Raw genomic sequence first — 18,284 nt, forward strand, 5'->3', positions numbered from 1 at the left:
CAGGAGCGTAGCAACTACCCACTGAGCCTGAACGTGGACGATGTGGGTGATGGCTTCCGCTTGGCCGCCACGGCGCCCGCCGAGGTGGGCGCCCAGCGGATCTGCGGGCAGATGCAACAGGTACTGCAGGCACTGGTGGAGGCATTGGAGCAGGCGCCGAGCCTGCCAGTGCAGCATTTGCCCGTGCTGGAGGCCGCAGAGCACGAACTGGTGGTAGGCGGCTTCAACGCCACCGCTGTCGGCTACGACCTGGAGCAGACCCTGCACGGTTTGATCGAGTCGCAGGTGCGACGCACACCCCAGGCCATTGCCGTGCAGGCCGAGGAAGGTGCGCTGACGTACGCCCAGCTCAACGCCCAGGCCAACCGCCTCGCTCACCATTTGATCAGCCTTGGTGTCAAACCCGATGACCGGGTGGTGATCTGTGTGGAACGCGGGCTGGCGATGGTGGTAGGGCTGCTGGGCATTCTGAAGGCAGGCGCCGCGTATGTACCGGTGGACCCGGACTACCCGGCTGAACGTATCCGTCACATGGTCAGCGACAGCAACCCGGTGGCGGTCCTGGTGCATCGCGCTACGCGGCTTGCGCTTCAGCACGAACAGCTCATCGACCTGGACGAGCCATTGCCCAGCGAGCTGCCCGACAGCAACCCCGCCGTGCCGGCGCTCACGCCACGGCACCTTGCCTATGTGATCTACACCTCAGGCTCGACCGGCTTGCCCAAAGGCGTGATGAACGAGCACCGCGCCGTGGTCAACCGCCTGCTGTGGATGCAGGATGCGTACGGCCTGGGTGCCGAGGACGTCGTCCTGCAAAAAACGCCGTTCAGCTTCGATGTGTCCGTGTGGGAATTGCTGTGGCCACTGCAAACGGGTGCCAAGCTGGTGATGGCGCGTCCGGGCGGGCATCGTGATCCGCAGTACCTGCAACACACTCTCGAACAGGAGCGCGTCAGCACGCTGCACTTCGTGCCGTCGATGCTGGAAGTGTTCCTGTCTGCGCTTGCCGCAGGCTGGCAGGCCCCTGGGTTGAAACGCGTGGTGTGCAGCGGTGAAGCGCTGGCGGGCAGCCTGGTACGGCGGTTCCACGCGCAACTGCCGCAGGTGGAGCTGCACAACCTGTACGGCCCGACCGAAGCAGCGGTAGACGTCAGCGCCTGGCACTGTTTGACGGCCCCGGATAACACTCCAATCGGCCAACCCATCGCCAACACCACGCTGTACGTATTGGACGAACAACGGCAACCAGTACCACACGGCGTCGCCGGGGAGCTTTACATCGGCGGTGTCCAGGTGGCCCGGGGCTACCTGAACCGCCCAGAGCTCACCGCTGAGCGCTTCATCGATGACCCGTTCAGTACGCAACCCGGTTCACGCCTGTACCGCACCGGGGACCTTGCACGGCACTTGCCGGATGGCAACCTGGAGTACCTGGGCCGCAACGACGACCAGGTGAAGCTGCGCGGCCTGCGTATCGAACTGGGTGAGATCCAGGCGGGGCTGACCCGCATCGAGGGCGTCAATGAAGCGGTGGTCATCGCCCGCGATCAGCGTCTGGTGGCCTACTACACGGGCGAGCCGCAAGCGGTCGATGACCTGCGTAGTGCCTTGCTGCTGCACCTGCCGGAATTCATGGTGCCGGCGCAGTTCATGCACCTGCCGGCATTGCCGCTGAGCCCCAATGGCAAGCTGGACCGCAAGGCCCTGCCAGAGCCCGGCGCCGTGGCTGATCGCCCCTATGAAGCGCCCGAGGGCGACACCGAAACCCTGCTGGCGGCACTCTGGTGCGAGTTGCTGGACGTGGAACGGGTAGGGCGCCACGACAACTTCTTCGAACTGGGCGGCCACTCGCTGCTGGCCGTGACCCTCACGTCCCGCCTGCGTGAACACGGCCTGGAGGCCGATGTACGCGCCCTGTTCGACCACCCAACACTGGCAGGCTATGCGGCCATCACAGACAGAATGGAGATCGTCCTGTGAGCATCAATCAATTACTGGCCACCCTGGCCGACCTTAACGTTCAACTGGCACTCAAGGATGGCCAACTGGCCGTGCAGGGCAACCGTCAGGCATTGACCGATACGGCGTTGGTGGCCCAGTTGCGGGCACACAAGCCAGCACTGCTGGGCATGATCGAGCGTGGCGAGTACGTGGCCAGCAAGCAGGGGCCGGTCGAGGCGCCGGCCAACCTGATCCCGGCAGGCTGCACGCACATCACCCCGGCCATGCTCAACCTGGTGACGCTCGACCAGCAGGCCCTCGATGAGCTGGTCGCCCAGATCCCCGGCGGTGCGGCGAACGTTCAGGATATCTACCCACTGGCGCCGTTGCAGCAAGGCATGCTGTTCCATCACGCCAGTGCTACCGGGCACGACCCCTACGTGATGCAGGCGCGCTTCGTGTTCGCCAGCGAGGCCCGCCTGCAGGCGTTCGCCCAGGCGTTGCAGGGGGTGATCGCCCGGCACGACATCCTGCGCACCTCGGTGCACTGGCAAGGGCTGGCAGCGCCGCTGCAGGTGGTGTGGCGGCATGCCGAGCTCGCCGTGTTGACGCGGGCGGGCAATGACCCCGAACACGATAGCTTCGACCTGACCCAGGCGCCGTTGATCCGCCTGTTGCGCGAGGCCCCGCAGGCAGATGGCAGCCTGACTGCCACGTTGCAGTTCCACCACATTGCGCTGGATCACAGCGCCCTGGATGTGGTGCGCCAGGAACTGATCGCCTTTCTCACCGGCGAGCAGGCGCACCTTGGCACGCCGGTTCCGTTCCGCAACTACGTGGCCCAGGCGGTGCTGGGGGTGACCGAGGCCCAGCACGAGGCATTCTTCCGCGACATGCTGGGCGATATCGACCAGCCCACCTTGGCGTACGGCCTGCTGGAACTGCAAGGTGAAGGCCCGCCGCACGTCGAGCATCAGCTTGACCTGCCGCCGCCGCTCTGCCTGGGCCTGCGCAACCAGGCGCGGGCCATGGGGGTGAGTGTGGCCAGCCTGTTCCACCTGGCCTGGGGCCGGGTGCTGGGTGGGCTTACAGGCCGCGACCAGGTGGTGTTCGGCACGGTGATGATGGGCCGCCTGCTGGGGGCGGAGGCCACCGACAGAGCATTGGGCATCTTCATCAACACCTTGCCGCTGCGCGTCGACCTGGGTGCAGGCAGCGCGCAAAGCGCCGTCCACGCTACCCACAAGCGCCTGACAGCACTGATGTGCCATGAGCATGCGCCGCTGGCGCTGGCACAGCGCTGCAGCCAGGTGGCTGCGCCCGCGCCGCTGTTCAACGCCCTGCTCAACTACCGGCACAGCGCCGTCGACGCCGCCCAGCCCCGGCGTGCAGCACTCGCTGGCATCGATGTGGTGGAGTCGGTCGAGGCCACCAACTACCCCTTGACCCTGAGCATCGATGACCTGGGGGCGGGCTTTCGCCTGACCCTGTTGGCGGCGGCGCAAATCCCAGGGGAACGGGTGTGCGCCTACCTGCAGCACACCCTGGAAAGCCTGTTGAACGGGCCAGAAGTGGCGGCCCACAGCCTGCCGATGCTGCCAGCTGACGAGCGTGAACTGCTGCTGGACGGGTTCAACGCGTGCAGCACCGGTTACCCGCAGCCCTTCACCTTGCATCAGCGCATCGAACAGCAGGCCGAGCGTTTTCCGCACGCAGTGGCCGCCGTCAGCGGTCAGCAACAACTCTCGTATGCCGTGCTGAACCAACAGGCCAACGCCTTGGCGCACCATCTACTGGCGTTGGGTGTGCAGCCCGATGACCGCGTCGCGGTGCTGGCACGCCGCGGGCTGGATACCTTGGTGGGCCTGCTGGCGGTGCTCAAGGCGGGGGCAGGGTATGTGCCCATCGACCCTACCCACCCTGACGAGCGCGTGCACTACCTGCTGGAGGACTGCGCACCGGTGGCGGTGCTGACCCAGCAGGTGCTGCTGCCCAGGGTCGGGCTTGCAGAACTGCCGGTGCTGGTGCTGGACCAGCCGGGCTGGCCAGTGCGGCAAGACAACCCCCGTGTCCCGGGCCTTGGCCCGGGGCACCTGGCCTATGTGATCTACACCTCTGGCTCTACCGGCCAACCGAAAGGGGTGATGGTAGAGCACCAGGCGCTGAACAACCTGGTGGACTGGCATTGCCGCGCCTTCGACCTGTGCCAGGGGCGGCACACCTCGAGCCTGGCCGGCTTTGGCTTCGATGCCATGGCCTGGGAAGTGTGGCCGGCCCTGTGCGCCGGGGCCACGCTGCACCTGGCACCCACCTCCGAAGGCAACGATGACCTCGACGCCGTGCTCGCCTGGTGGCAGGCGCAGCCGCTGGATGTGAGCTTCTTGCCCACGCCGGTAGCGGAATACGCCTTCAGCCACCAGCTGGAGCACCCGACCCTGCGCACGCTGCTGATTGGGGGTGACCGGCTGCGCCAGTTCAACCGCACCCAGCGTTTTACCGTGGTGAACAACTACGGCCCCACTGAGACCACGGTGGTGGCCAGCTCCGGCGCAGTGCAGGCCGGTGGCCACCTGCACATTGGCAAGCCAGTGGACAATGCCCGGCTGTACGTGCTCGACAGCCGCTTGCAGCCGGTGCCCCTGGGGGTGCCTGGCGAACTGTTCATCGGCGGGGCCGGTGTGGCGCGTGGTTACCTGCACAGGCCGGCGCTCACGGCTGAGCGTTTTCTCGAAGACCCGTTCGTGGCACCGGGTGGCGGGCGCATGTACCGCACCGGCGACCTGGTGCGCTGGAACACCGACGGCACCCTGGACTACCTGGGGCGCAATGACGACCAGATCAAACTGCGCGGCCTACGCATCGAGCCCGGCGAGATCGAGAGCCGCCTGGCCGCATTGGCTGGCATTGCCGAAGCGGTGGTGGTGGCCCGCGAAGACCAGCCTGGGCACCCGCAGCTGGTGGCGTACTACACCGCCACGGCAGATGTGCAACCGCTGGCAGGTGAAGGCCTGCGCGCGCAGTTGCAGGCCCACTTACCCGAATACATGATCCCGGTGGCCTTCGTCGAGCTGGCGGCGCTGCCGCTGACCGCTAACGGCAAGCTGGACCGCCGGGCGCTGCCGGCGCCTGACCGGGCGGCACTGCTGCAGGGGTGCCATCAGGCGCCGGTGGGTGAGCTGGAGCAGGCCCTGGCGCAGATCTGGCAGCAACTGCTGCAAGTGGACCAGGTTGGCCGCCAGGACGACTTCTTCCGCCTGGGCGGGCATTCCCTGCTGGCCATGCGCATGGTTTCGCAAGTGCGCGTGCGCCTGGGTGTGGAGCTGACCCTGGCAGGGCTGTTCGCCAACCCACAACTGGCGGCAGTCGCCAGGTTGCTGGAAGATGCCGCAGCCAGTGACCTGCCGGCGATTCTGCCCGTGACTGGCGCACAGCCGTTGCCCATGTCGTTCGCCCAGCAACGCATGTGGTTCCTGGCGCAGATGGAAGGCGGCAGCCAGGCCTACAACGTGCCACTGGCACTCGGGCTGTGTGGTGCACTGAATGTCGATGCACTGGAAGGCGCGTTGCTGGCAATCCTTGAGCGTCATCAGGTACTGCGCAGCCAGTTCGTGGCGACCGAAGACACCGCCGAAGTACTGATCGCCGCCACCCCCACGCACGGCTGGCTGCAGTGTGAAGACCTCCCTGCCGAAGCGCTGGCCGAGCGTCTGCAGGCCTTGGCCGCTGCGCCATTCGACCTGGCCAGCGGGCCACTGATGCGCGCTCACCTGCTGCGCCTGGGCAGCGAGCACCAGGTGCTGGCACTCACGGTCCACCACATCGTTGCAGACGGTTGGTCGCTGGGTGTGTTGACGCAGGAGCTGAGCGTGCTCTATGGGCAGTTTTGCAAGGGGGCGAGCGGGGCACTGCCCGCACTGCCCATCCAGTACACCGACTACGCGCTGTGGCAACGCCGCTGGCTGGCGGGTGAGCGCTTGCAGCGCCAGGCCGACTACTGGCGGCAGGCGCTGGAGGGTGCCCCGGCGCTGCTCAGCCTGCCCAGCGACCGGCCCCGCCCGGAGCACCAGGACTATACCGGGGCCAGCCTGCCGGTGTTGCTGTCACCCCGGCTGACCGCTGCACTGCGCACCCTGGCCAACCGCCACGGTGTAACCCTGTACATGACCGTACTGGGGGCCTGGGCGGCGTTGCTTGCACGCCTGGCTGGCCAGGCCGAGGTGGTGGTCGGCTGCCCGGTGGCAGGGCGCGGCCGTGCCGAACTCGAGCCGCTGATGGGTCTGTTCGTCAATACCTTGGCCTTGCGCATCGAGCCTGGCATCGCGTCCACCACTCAAGGCTTGCTGCAACAGGTGCGGGGCAGGGTGCTTCAGGCCCAGGCTCACCAGGACCTGCCGTTCGAGCAGGTGGTAGAAGCCGTGCGGCCGGTGCGCAGCCTGGCGCATACACCGCTGTTCCAGACCACCCTGAACTGGCAGGCCACCGAAGCAGTGGTGCTGAACCTGCAAGGTGTACAGCTGCAGGCAGTGAGCCAGGCCGCCGCCGTGGCCAAGTTCGACCTCACGCTTAACCTCGGCGAGCAAGGGCAGCACCTGGCCGGCAGCCTTGACTACGCCACGGCACTGTTTGACGAGGCCACCGTGCAGCGCTACCTCGGCTACTTCGAGCGGTTGCTGTGGGCCATGGCTGACGACGGCCAGCAGCCCCTCGACCAGGTAGACCTGCTGGACGATGCCGAACGCCATGCCTTGCTGCACACCTGCAACCAGACCGCGTATGCCTACCCCCGAGATACGCCTGTGCACCGGCTGTTCGAGCAGCGTGCAGCGCTGCACCCGCAGGCATTGGCTGCGGTGGAGGGGGCCCAGGCCCTGACCTACGGCGAATTGAATGCCCGTGCCAACCGCCTGGCCCATCACCTGCTGGCCAGCGGGGTGAACCCCCAGGCTCGGGTGGCCATGCTGCTGCCACGCTCGCTGGACTTGCTGGTGGCGCAGCTGGCGGTACTCAAGTGCGCGGCCTGCTACGTGCCGCTGGACCTGCATGCGCCCGCAGATCGTCAGGCATTCATGCTAGATGACTGCCAGGCAGTCGCCCTGTTGACCTTGGCCGGCATTGGGGGCGAGCACCGGGTGGCACGCCTGGCGCTGGACGCCCTCAGGCTCGATGACCAGCCCTCGCATAACCCCGACCTGGCGCAGGATGCCGGCAGTGCCGCCTACGTGATGTATACCTCCGGCACCACAGGCAAACCCAAGGGTGTATGCGTGCCGCACCGCGGCATCGCACGGCTGGTATTGAACAACGGTTACCTAGAATTGCTGGGCAGTGACCATATTGCATTTGCCTCCAACCCTGCGTTCGATGCCAGTACCCTGGAAACCTGGGGGGCGCTGCTCAATGGTGCGCAGCTGCGCGTTATCGAGCACACCACACTGCTCGACCCTGATCGCTTCGCCGCGGCCCTCGCGCAGCAGGGCGTCAGCGTACTGTTCCTGACCACGGCGCTGTTCAACCAGTACGTACAGCAGATACCAGACGCGCTATCAGGCCTGCGAGCCCTGCTTACCGGTGGCGAGCGGGCCGAGCCTGCAGCGTTCCGCGCCCTGCTGGCCAGGGCCCCTGGGCTGCGCCTGTTCAACGGCTATGGCCCTACCGAAACCACCACCTTCGCCAGCACCTGCGAGGTGCGCAAGGTACCGGCGCATGCTTCCCAAGTGCCCATTGGCCGGCCAATCGGCAATACCCAGGTGTATGTACTGGATGCCCGGCAGCAGCTGGTGCCGCAGGGTGTCGTGGGTGAGCTGTACATCGGCGGTGATGGCGTGGCACTGGGTTACCTGAACAGCGCAGCGCTCACGGCCGAACGATTCATCGACGACCCTTTCAACCAGCAACCTGACGCCCGGCTGTACCGTACCGGTGACCTGGTGCGCTGGCGCGCCGACGGTGAACTGGAATGCCTGGGCCGCACCGACGACCAGGTGAAGATTCGTGGTTTCCGTATCGAGCCCGGCGAGGTCCAGCAGCAACTGGCCCAGGCGCCAGGTGTTGGCGAGGTGCTGGTCATGGCCGTCACCCAGGGGCAGGGGCCACAGCAGCTGGTGGCGTGGTACACCCGCAGGGCCGCCGAGGTGGATGCAGCAGCGCTGCGGGAATACCTGCGCAACCACTTGCCTGACTACATGGTGCCCTCGGCGTTCGTGGCCCTGGAGCGCATGCCGCTGACCAATAATGGCAAGGTCGACCGCGCCAGGCTGCCAGCCCCCACTGCACAGGACATCGCCATGGCAGCGTTCGAGGCGCCTGAGGGTGAGCAGGAGCATGCCTTGGCACTGCTGTGGGCACAGCTGCTGGGGGTGGCGACTGTAGGCCGTCAGGACCGCTTCTTCGAGCTGGGCGGCCACTCCTTGCTGGCCATGCGCATGCTGGCGCAGGTGCGTCAGACCCTTGGCTGCGAACTGCAACTGGCGGACCTGTTCGCGGATGATCGGCTCATGGCTGTTGCGGCTTGCCTGCACCCTGAGCGTGATGCCCTGCCGGCCATCGAACCGTTGCCCAGAGAAGGCCAGCTGCCGCTGTCGCTAGCCCAACAGCGCCTGTGGTTCCTGGCACGCATGGACGCCGACAGCGCGGCTTACCACATCCCCGTCGCGCTGCAGCTCAACGGGCACCTGAACAAACAGGCGCTCGCACGCAGCCTGGCGCGTTTGGTGGAGCGTCACGAGAGCCTGCGCAGCCAGTTCATGGCGCCTGACGGTGAACCGTACGTTAAAATTTCCCACGATCCGCTGGTCCCGAGCTGGCATGACCTCACGCAGCAAGATGAAAGCGCATTCGAAGCCTGGCTGCGTGAAGAGGCGGTAAAACCCTTCGCCCTGGACCGTGAATTGCCCATCCGCGCCGCCGTGGTACGCCGCGGGGCTGACTGCCATGTGCTGCTGTTGGTGGTGCATCACCTGGTTGCCGATGGTTGGTCGCTAGGGGTGATGCTGGGGGAGCTGGGGGACCTGTATCAGGCGTTTGCAAATGACTGTGACGACCCGCTGCCCGCACTGCCCGTGCAGTACCTCGACTACGCCTTGTGGCAGCGCCAATGGGCAAGCGGGCCCTTGCTGCAGCGCCAGGCAGACTACTGGCGTAGCCAACTGGCAGACGCGCCCGCACTCATCAGCCTGCCTTATGACCGGCCACGGCCAGAACGCCAGCACGCTGCAGGCGATAGCCATGAAATCCACATCGCTGCAGACCTGAGCGAGGCGCTGAAAGCCGTGTGCAGGCGCCTTGGCCTGACCCCGTACATGTTGTTCACCGCGGCCTGGGGGCTGCTGCTCGGGCGGCTGGCAGGGCAGCAGGAAGTGGTCATTGGCTCGCCCGTGGCCAATCGGCAACACCCGCAGGTCCAGGGGCTGGTGGGCATGTTCGTGAATTCCCTGGCACTGCGCCTGGACCTGTCCGGCCAGCCCGATGTGGCAACGCTGCTGGCCCGGGCCAAGGCTACGCTGCTGCAGGCCCAGGCCCACCAGGACCTGCCGTTCGAGCAGGTGGTGGAAGTGCTGCGCCCAGCCCGCAGCCTGGCCTATACCCCCGTGTACCAGGTGTCGCTGGACTGGGATGCCAGCGCCGGCCACCAGGCCCTGCGCATGGGCGATCTGAAGGTCTGCGCCCTGGGTGGCCAGGCCCAGGTGGCCAAGTTCGACCTGAGCCTTAGCCTGGGCGAGCGCGCTGAGGGGTTTGCCGGCGGCATCGTCTATGCCACAGCCTTGTTTGACCGGGCGACCATCGAGCGCTTCGCCGGGTATTTCGAGCAGATACTTCGCAGCTTCGCTGCTGGCGACGCTGTGGTCCCGGGGCATGTAGCGCTGCCTGGCGCAGCCGAGCGCGAGTGCCTGCTGCACACCTTCAACGACACGGCGGTGGCCTACGACCTGGCGCAAACCCTGCACGGGCTGATCGAGGCGCAGGTACAGCGTACGGCAGATGCGGTAGCCGTAAGCGCGCAGGACGGCGAACTGACCTACGCGCAGCTCAACCAGCAGGCCAACCGCCTGGCCCACCATCTGATCGGCCTGGGGGTGAAGCCGGATGACCGGGTTGCCATTTGTGTGGAACGCAGCCTGGCGATGGTGGTGGGGGTGCTGGGCATTCTGAAGGCTGGTTGCGCCTATGTACCCGTAGACCCCGATTACCCGGCTGAGCGCATTGCCCATATGCTGACCGACAGCGCGCCTGCGGCCGTGTTGGTGCATGCCGCCACCCGGCACGTGTTGCAGCACACGCAACGCCTGGACCTCGACGCCCCTTGCTGGGCTGCGCTGCCAGACACCAACCCGCACGTGGCAGCCCTCACGCCCCGGCACCTGGCCTATGTAATCTACACCTCAGGCTCCACCGGCCTGCCCAAGGGGGTGATGAACGAGCATGCCGGCGTGGTCAACCGCCTGCTGTGGATGCAGGACGCCTACGGTTTAGGGCGCGATGACGTCGTCCTGCAAAAGACCCCGTTCAGCTTCGATGTTTCGGTATGGGAGCTGCTGTGGCCGCTGCAGGCGGGTGCACGGCTGCTGATGGCTAAGCCCGGTGGCCATCGCGACCCTCAGTACCTGCGGCAGGTCATTCAGGCGCAGGGTGTCAGCACCTTGCACTTCGTGCCTTCGATGCTGGACGTGTTCCTGTCTGCCACCGGCGGGCAATGGGCGCCGGAAGGATTGAAACGGGTGATCTGCAGCGGCGAGGCACTGCCGGGCAGCCTGGTGCGGCGCTTCAAGGCGCAACTGCCTGGGGTGGCGCTGCACAACCTCTATGGCCCCACTGAAGCGGCGGTTGACGTCAGTGCCTGGCACTGCACGACCACACCGGACAACACGCCCATCGGCAAACCCATCGCCAACACCGCGCTGTATGTGCTGGACGAACAGCGTCAGCCAGTACCCCAGGGCGTTGCCGGGGAACTGTACATTGGCGGCGTGCAGGTGGCCCGTGGCTACCTGAACCGTGCAGCGCTCACTGCCGAGCGCTTTGTTGAAGACCCTTTCAGCACAGCACCGGATGCACGCCTGTACCGCACCGGCGACCTCGCCAGGCACCTGCCGGACGGCAACCTGGAGTACCTCGGCCGCAACGACGACCAGGTGAAAATCCATGGGTTGCGCATCGAGCTGGGTGAAATCCAGGCCTGCATGACCGCGCTTGACGGTGTCAACGAAGCGGTGGTGGTAGCACGGGAAGGGCAACTGCTGGCGTACTTCACCGGGGACGCCTACACATCCGAGGATATGCGCGGCGCCCTGGGCAGCCAGCTGCCTGCCTTCATGCTGCCTGCGCAGTTCGTTCACCTGCCCGCGCTGCCACTGAGCCCCAATGGCAAGCTCGACCGCAAGGCGCTGCCCGTGCCACAGACACAGGCGCACCGTTCTTATGTAGCGCCAGAGGGGGACGCCGAACGCCTGCTGGCTGCCACTTGGGGGGAATTGCTGGGGGTAGCGCAGGTAGGGCGGCATGATGATTTCTTCGAGCTGGGCGGGCATTCCCTGGCGGCTATCCGCCTGGTGGACCGCATGGGCAAGGCGGGTATGCCGGTGACCCTGAACGACGTGTTCCAGCGGCCGAGCGTGGCCTTGCTCGCCGCGCACGCCGGCGAGCCGCCAGCGCGTGCGCCGGCCGTCATTACCGTGCGCCCAGGCAGCGCCGAGGCGCCACTGTTCCTGGTGCACGAATTCTCCGGGCTGGACTTCTACTTCCCGGTGCTGGGCCAGCACCTGGCAGGTGAGTTTGCCATCTACGGCTTGCCTGGCGTCCCCGCCGACCAGCCGCAACCGAGCACGCTGGAGTGCCTGGCGCGTTACCACATCCAGCAACTGCGTACGGTGCAGCCCCATGGCCCGTATCGGCTGGCAGGGTGGTCGTTCGGGGGTGTGCTGGCGTTCGAGATGGCCAACCAGTTGCGGGGCGCCGATGAGGCGGTGGCGTTTGTGGGGTTGATCGACACCTATGTGCCGCGCCTGGCCGACCAGGGCAAAGCGCGTTGGGAGGGGCCCCGTGCGCTGGAGCGGCAGCTGTTGCTCAACTGCACGGCCTATTGGGAAACCCAAGGCCAGGCCGGGGTCGGCAAACGGGCGTTGTTGCAGCGCCTGGACCATGAGCAGGCTGATTTCGCCACACTGCTGGCCCACTGCCGCGAGCACGGGTTGCTGTATGGCCTGTGGGCGAGCATGAGCGACGGGCAGCTGCGCCACTACTTCAGCCGCGAACTCGCCCACGGCCGCGCGCTGGCCCACTACCGCCCTGCGCCTGTCGATGTTCCGGTGCATCTGCTGCGTGCCAGGGAGGGCGGGGAGGAACACCCGTCCCTGGGGTGGCGTGAAACGTTGCCAGGCCAGCAACTGGCGGTTGTGGACGTACCGGGTGACCACCGGACGCTGATGCAGGCCCCCCATGTAGCGAAGGTAGGGCAGGCGTTGAGTGAGGCGCTATCCGGTTGCCTGCCAATACCTGCACCTGGCCCGGCAGCACCGGTTGCCATCCAGGCCGGCGAGCCAGGGCATGCACCGTTGTTCTGCGTGCCTGGGGCGGGTGACAGCGTTACCAGCTTCATCGGCCTTGCCGAGGCGCTGGGGCCGCAGTGGCCGCTGCACGGCTTGCAGGCACGGGGGCTGGATGGCGCAGCAGTACCGCACAGCACGGTAGAGGCTGCCGCTGACTGGCATGTGCAGGCTATCGACGCCGTGTACCCCCGGGGGCCACTGAACCTGGTGGGGCACTCGTTTGGTGGCTGGGTGGCACACGCCATGGCTGCCCGCTTCGAAGCCAAGGGCCGCGCGGTGCAATCACTGACCCTGATCGACAGCGAGGGGCCGGGTGGCGGGGGTACCTGTGGCCAGCCCTACACCTTCACCCAGGCGCTGGAGCGGTTGATCGAGGCCTTGCAGCTGTCCACCGGCAAAGCGCTGGCCATCGACGCGAACACGTTTGCCCAGGCCAGTGACAGCCAGCAACTGCAACTGCTGCACGGGGCCATGGTGCAGTGCGGGCTACTGCCGCCACGCACAACGGCGCAGGTGCTGCAGGGCACGGTGCGCACCTTCGCTACCGCGCTGCGCACGGTCTATAGGCCAGGGCTTGGCTACACCGGCCCGGCGCGCCTGGTGCTGGTGGACGACCCTGGCCTGGATGCCGCCGGCAATGCCCGTGAGCACGGGGCGATGCAGGCCCAGTGGCTGGCGTTGATGCCACAACTGGCCGCCTGGAAGGCGCCAGGGGACCACTTCAGCATTTTGAAAGTGCCGGATGTATTCAGCCTGGCAGCCTGGTGGCACGACGGCCAGGCCCGCCAACCGGCCCGGTTGGCCCAATAGCCCGAGACAGAGGAAAACGCGTGTTCATGGAAAAGAAGACAGTGCGCAAGTGGGGCATCGGCGTGGCCGTTGCCCTGGCGGCAGGGCTGGGCCTGTATGCCGTGCAGGCCCCGGCCAAGCCACCGCAGTACATCACCGCCCAGGTGGAGCGCGGCGACATTGAAAACGCTGTGCTGGCGACCGGGGTGCTGGAGGGGATCGAGCAGGTGGACGTGGGGGCGCAGGTGTCGGGGCAGTTGAAGTCGCTGAAGGTAAAGCTGGGCGACAAGGTCAGTGCCGGGCAGTGGTTGGCCGAAATCGACCCGCTGGTACTGCGCAATACCCTGCGCCAGGCCGAGGTGGACGAGGACAAACTGCAGGCGCAACGGCGCTCGGCGCTGGCCCAGCTGAAGCAGGCGCGGCGGGTGTACGAGCGCTACCGGGAGCTGCAGGCGGACCAGTCGATCTCCCGCCAGGATTTCGACAACGCCGAAGCGGAGTACGAAGTGCAGCAGGCGGCCGTGCGCTCGCTCGACGCACAGATCCAGAGCGCCCGGGTGGAAATCGACACCGCACGGGTCAACCTTGGCTACACGCGTATCAACGCGCCCATCACCGGCCATGTGGTGGCCATCGTCACCCAGCAAGGGCAAACGGTGATCGCCAACCAGCTGGCACCGGTGCTGCTCAAGCTGGCCAACCTCGACACCATGACCGTCAAGGCGCAGGTGTCGGAGGCAGACGTGATCCATATCAGCCCGGGGCAGGCGGTGTACTTCACCATTTTGGGCGAAGACAAACGCTACCACGCCAAGCTGCGTGGCACCGAGCCGGCACCGCAGCATTACGCCCAGAGCACCGACAAGGCCGACGCCGCCGGCGGCAAGCCCAGCGGTGCGGTGTTCTACAACGCGCTGTTCGAAGTGCCCAACCCCGACCACCGGCTGCGCATCGCCATGACCGCCCAGGTGCACATCGTGCTCGACACCGCCGAGCAGGTACTGACCGTGCCAGTGGCGGCGCTGGGGGTGCGCAACGCCGATGGCAGCTACCCGGTGCGGGTGCTCGATGGCAAGGGCTTTGCGCAACAGCGCGTGGTGCAGGCCGGCATCAACAACAACGTGCGGGTGCAGATCAGCCAAGGGCTGGAGGAGGGTGACCGGGTAGTGATCGGCGAACCTGTCACCGGCGACGCGGGGGCTTGAGCATGAACATGAACGTGCACCCCAGCCCGCACCTGGCCGCTACCCACGCGTGCGATGAACCGCTGCTGCATCTACAGGGGGTGACGCGCAGCTTTCAGGCAGGCGACCGCGCGTTTCTCGCGCTCAAGGGCATCGATTTGCAGATTCAGCGGGGCGAGCTGGTGGCGATCATCGGCGCCTCGGGCTCCGGCAAGTCGACGCTGATGAATATTCTCGGCTGCCTGGACAACGCCACCACCGGCAGTTACCGGGTAGGTGGCCAGGAAACCCGTGCGCTGGGCGCCGATGCCCTGGCGGCACTGCGCCGCGACCACTTCGGGTTCATCTTCCAGCGCTATCACCTGTTGCCACACCTGGATGCCCTGCACAACGTCGAAATCCCAGCCGTATACGCCGGCCTGCCCCTGGACCAACGCCATGCCCGGGCGCGTGACCTGCTGGCGCGCCTGGGCCTGGGCGAACACCTGCGCCATCGCCCCAGCCAATTGTCGGGGGGCCAGCAGCAGCGGGTGAGCATCTGCAGGGCACTGATGAACGGCGGGCAGGTGATTCTGGCCGACGAGCCTACCGGTGCGTTGGACACTGCCAGTGGCAAAGAGGTGATGAACATCCTGCTGGAGCTGCATGGCGCAGGCCATACGGTGATCCTGGTGACCCACGACCCGCAGGTGGCTGCCCATGCCCAGCGCATCATCGAGGTCAGCGACGGGCAGATTGTCAGTGACCGGTACAAACACGCCGCGCCGCCTGCGCTGGCAGCGCCAGGTACGGCGCACCCTGGCGGGCAAGGCGCGCGGCGGCTGTTGGCCAGCCTGGGCATGTTCCGCGAAGCGTTCAAGATGGCCTGGCTGGCGTTGGTTTCCCACCGCATGCGCACGCTGCTGACCATGCTTGGCATCATCATCGGCATTACCTCGGTGGTGTCCATTTCGGCCATCGGCGAGGGGGCCAAGGGCTATGTGCTCAAGGACATCCAGGCCATTGGCAGCAATACCATCGATGTCTATTCAGGCAGCAACTTTGGCGACAGCCGCGCGCGCAACATTGAAACCCTGGTACCGGCCGACGTCGCGGCGCTGAACGCGCTGTACTACGTCGACAGCGCCACACCGGTGATTGGCCAGGGCACGTTGGTGCGCTACCGCAACCTAGACGTGGACGTGCAACTGAACGGGGTCAGCGAGCACTACTTCCAGGTACGCAATATCCCGCTGGCGGCTGGCATCGTGTTCAGCGCCGATGACGCGCGGCGTCAGGCCCAGGTAGTGGTCATCGACCACAACACCCGCGAGCGGCTGTTCGGCCCCAACGTCGACCCACTGGGGCAGGTGATTCTGGTGGGTAACCTGCCGTGCACGGTAATTGGCGTAACGGCGCGCAACAAGAACCTGTTCGTGGCCAGCAACCAGCTGAACATCTGGGTGCCCTATGAAACCGCCGCCGGCCGGGTGCTGGGGCAGCGGCACCTGGACAGCATCAGCGTGCGTGTGCGTGAAGGGGTACCCAGCAAGCGGGTGGAAGAGGAAGTGAGCCGGGTGTTGTTGCAGCGCCATGGCACCAAGGATTTCTTCACCAACAACCTGGACAGCATCATGCAGACGGTGCAGAAGACCAGCCGCTCGCTCACCCTGCTGTTGTCGCTGATTGCCGTGATCTCGCTGGTGGTGGGCGGTATCGGGGTGATGAACATCATGCTGGTTTCAGTCACTGAACGCACCCGTGAGATCGGTATTCGCATGGCTGTGGGGGCGCGTCAGGTGGACATTCGCCAGCAGTTTCTGGTGGAGGCCGTGATGGTGTGCCTGCTGGGTGGCGTGATAGGGGTCGGGTTGTCGTATGCCGTGGGGTACCTGTTCGAGCTGTTCGTCAAACAGTGGGAAATGGTGTTCTCCCCCGGCTCGATCATCATGGCCTTCGCCTGCTCGACGTTGATCGGCGTGGTGTTCGGCTTCGTGCCGGCGCGCAATGCCGCGCGCCTGGACCCGATCGAGGCCCTGGCGCGGGACTGAGGGCCGCCGGTGGCTCAAGGCTGGGCGTACATCCAGCGCATCAGTGAGTGCCGCCCGCCAATGCCCAGCTTGATGGCTGCCCTGCGCAGGTAGCTCTCCACGGTGTTGGCCCGCAGGCCCAACTGCTCGGCCTGCTCGGGGGCGGTGCGCCCGGCCAGCAGGCCGAGGCACACCTGGCGCTCGCGCTCAGACAGTTTCAGGCCGGTCTGGGCCAGGCGGTCGATGAAGCGTTGCTCCAGGCTTTCGGGGCTGGAACGGCCCGGCGCTGGCTGCAGGGCGTGGACGTGTTTTTCGAGCATGGGCAGCAACAGCGGGGAGATAGCGTCCAGGCGGCTGCGCTCGAATGCGGAGAAACCATAGGTGGAGCCTGCCCGCAGTACATGAATTTCCAGCCTGGCTGGCCCGCTGCCGCGGATCCGGTGCAGGCGTGAGGGGTCGTCGAAGCCGGCCTCGGGCTGGGTGGCTGATGAGTACACGGTTTCGCTGAGGCCAGCGCCTTCACAGGGTGTGAGCGGCAATTGGCGGATTTGTGTGGCATCGATGCACAGGTGGGCCTGGATAAGGTCGTGCAACAGGCGGGGGAAATGGCGGCTGCCGGTACTGGCAATGACTTTGCCGATTTGCGGGTAGATCGAGTGGGTATTCATCGTGTCGTCCATGAGTCCGGAACAAGCCTGCCCCGCGCGGGTGCCTGCCCGAATCCTGGGCGTGCGGCGGGGCTTGATAGGTATCCTAGTACAACGAACCGCCTGAGGGTAAATATAGCCCGATAATGCCACAATGATGGCACTGTTGCGCCCCATGCCGAGGAAGGGCGGGTGGGGTATGATGCGGCCCTTCCACCTGTCACGAGGCCCTCCTGCATGTCCCTGTGTGCTGAACAGATTGGCGAATTCCGTGCTTTCGCCGAGCAGCTGGCCGACGCCGCTGCTGACGCGATTCAACCTTACTTCCGCGCAAGCCTGGCGGTCGAGGACAAGGGCGGGCGCCTGTACGACCCGGTGACCGTGGCCGACAAGGCCGCTGAAGACGCCATGCGTGCACTGATCCAGGAGCGCTACCCCACCCACGGCATTCTGGGCGAAGAGGCGGGTGTAGCAGTGGGTAGCAGCCCGCTGACCTGGGTGCTCGACCCCATCGATGGCACCCGTGCCTTCATCACTGGCCTGCCGCTATGGGGCACGCTGATCGCCCTGAACGATGGCAAGCGCCCGGTGGTGGGTGTGATGAACCAGCCGTTCACCGGTGAACGCTTCATCGGCACGCCCGACGGCGCCTGGAGCGGCGACAAGCGCCTGGCCACCCGCGCCTGCGACAGCCTGGCCCAGGCCACGCTGATGTGCACCACCCCTGACATGTTTGATAGCGCCGCCCGCAAGGCTGCATTCGAATCCGTCGCCGGGCAGGCGCGGCTGATGCGCTATGGCGGCGATTGCTACGCTTACTGCATGCTGGCTTCGGGGTTCGTCGACGTGATTGTGGAAGCCAGCCTGCAGCCCTACGACGTCCAGGCGCTGATGCCCATCATCGAAGGTGCCGGCGGCGTCATCACCGCCTGGGATGGCAGCAGCGCGCAACAGGGCGGCTGCGTGGTCGCTTGCGGCGACCCGGCATTGCATGCGCAGGTGGTGGAGATGCTTCGTCACGCGATGTAAGCGGTGACACGCTGGACATCGCTTCTTGTGTTTTCCACAAAATCTCTAAGTTGGCGCAATCCTTGTAGGAGCAACTGTCTTCCACAACAATCTACAAGTTAGCGCAATCACTGTGGGAGCGGCTTCAGCCGCGAACACCGGCAA

The 18,284-nt window shown here is 66.1% G+C and carries 6 protein-coding genes (1 of these 6 only partly in view); 5 read left to right on the forward strand and 1 reads right to left on the reverse strand.

Annotation, left to right across the window (positions count from 1 at the left end; all coding sequences use genetic code 11):
• The 4 genes in view from IAE38_RS15435 to IAE38_RS15450 are tightly spaced (at most 26 nt apart) and all read left to right on the forward strand, a layout consistent with a single transcriptional unit that may run on beyond the window.
• On the forward strand, positions 1 to 1,980 hold the end of the coding sequence (locus tag IAE38_RS15435; protein ID WP_442968300.1) for an amino acid adenylation domain-containing protein. Its footprint begins 15,669 nt before the window's first position; only the last 1,980 of its 17,649 coding nucleotides appear in the window; its start codon lies beyond the left edge, outside the window; its stop codon occupies positions 1,978 to 1,980.
• The gene (locus IAE38_RS15440) at positions 1,977 to 13,292 is read left to right on the forward strand and encodes a non-ribosomal peptide synthetase (protein ID WP_201218211.1); all 11,316 of its coding nucleotides are present in this window, start codon (positions 1,977 to 1,979) and stop codon (positions 13,290 to 13,292) included. Before IAE38_RS15435 ends, IAE38_RS15440 begins: the two co-directional genes overlap by 4 nt.
• A 26-nt stretch (positions 13,293 to 13,318) precedes the next feature.
• Positions 13,319 to 14,476 (forward strand): macrolide transporter subunit MacA, encoded by a 1,158-nt coding sequence (gene macA, locus IAE38_RS15445; protein ID WP_201164146.1) that lies wholly within the window; start codon positions 13,319 to 13,321, stop codon positions 14,474 to 14,476.
• A 2-nt stretch (positions 14,477 to 14,478) separates the two neighbouring features.
• The gene (locus IAE38_RS15450) at positions 14,479 to 16,485 is read left to right on the forward strand and encodes a MacB family efflux pump subunit (protein ID WP_442968299.1); all 2,007 of its coding nucleotides are present in this window, start codon (positions 14,479 to 14,481) and stop codon (positions 16,483 to 16,485) included.
• A 14-nt stretch (positions 16,486 to 16,499) separates the two neighbouring features.
• Here the strand turns inward: IAE38_RS15450 and IAE38_RS15455 are convergent, their stop codons facing one another.
• Entirely contained in the window at positions 16,500 to 17,132 is a 633-nt protein-coding gene (locus IAE38_RS15455) for a helix-turn-helix transcriptional regulator (RefSeq protein ID WP_201164145.1), read from the reverse strand.
• Positions 17,133 to 17,348: 216 nt separating this feature from the next.
• Between IAE38_RS15455 and hisN the strand changes: the two genes are divergently transcribed.
• A complete protein-coding gene (gene hisN, locus IAE38_RS15460; protein WP_201164144.1) occupies positions 17,349 to 18,140 on the forward strand; it encodes a histidinol-phosphatase in 792 nt (263 codons plus the stop codon).
• Positions 18,141 to 18,284: the final 144 nt, after the last annotated feature.

The sequence above is a fragment of the Pseudomonas sp. S32 genome (assembly GCF_016648095.1).
In the GTDB taxonomy this organism is placed as follows: Bacteria; Pseudomonadota; Gammaproteobacteria; order Pseudomonadales; family Pseudomonadaceae; genus Aquipseudomonas; species Aquipseudomonas parafulva.

Coding starts and splice junctions, on each gene's coding strand:
- macA (WP_201164146.1), top strand. CDS start 13,319: ATGGAAAAGAAGACAGTGCGCAAGTGGGGCATCGGCGTGGCCGTTGCC.
- IAE38_RS15450 (WP_442968299.1), top strand. CDS start 14,479: ATGAACATGAACGTGCACCCCAGCCCGCACCTGGCCGCTACCCACGCG.
- IAE38_RS15455 (WP_201164145.1), bottom strand. CDS start 17,132: ATGAATACCCACTCGATCTACCCGCAAATCGGCAAAGTCATTGCCAGT.
- hisN (WP_201164144.1), top strand. CDS start 17,349: ATGTCCCTGTGTGCTGAACAGATTGGCGAATTCCGTGCTTTCGCCGAG.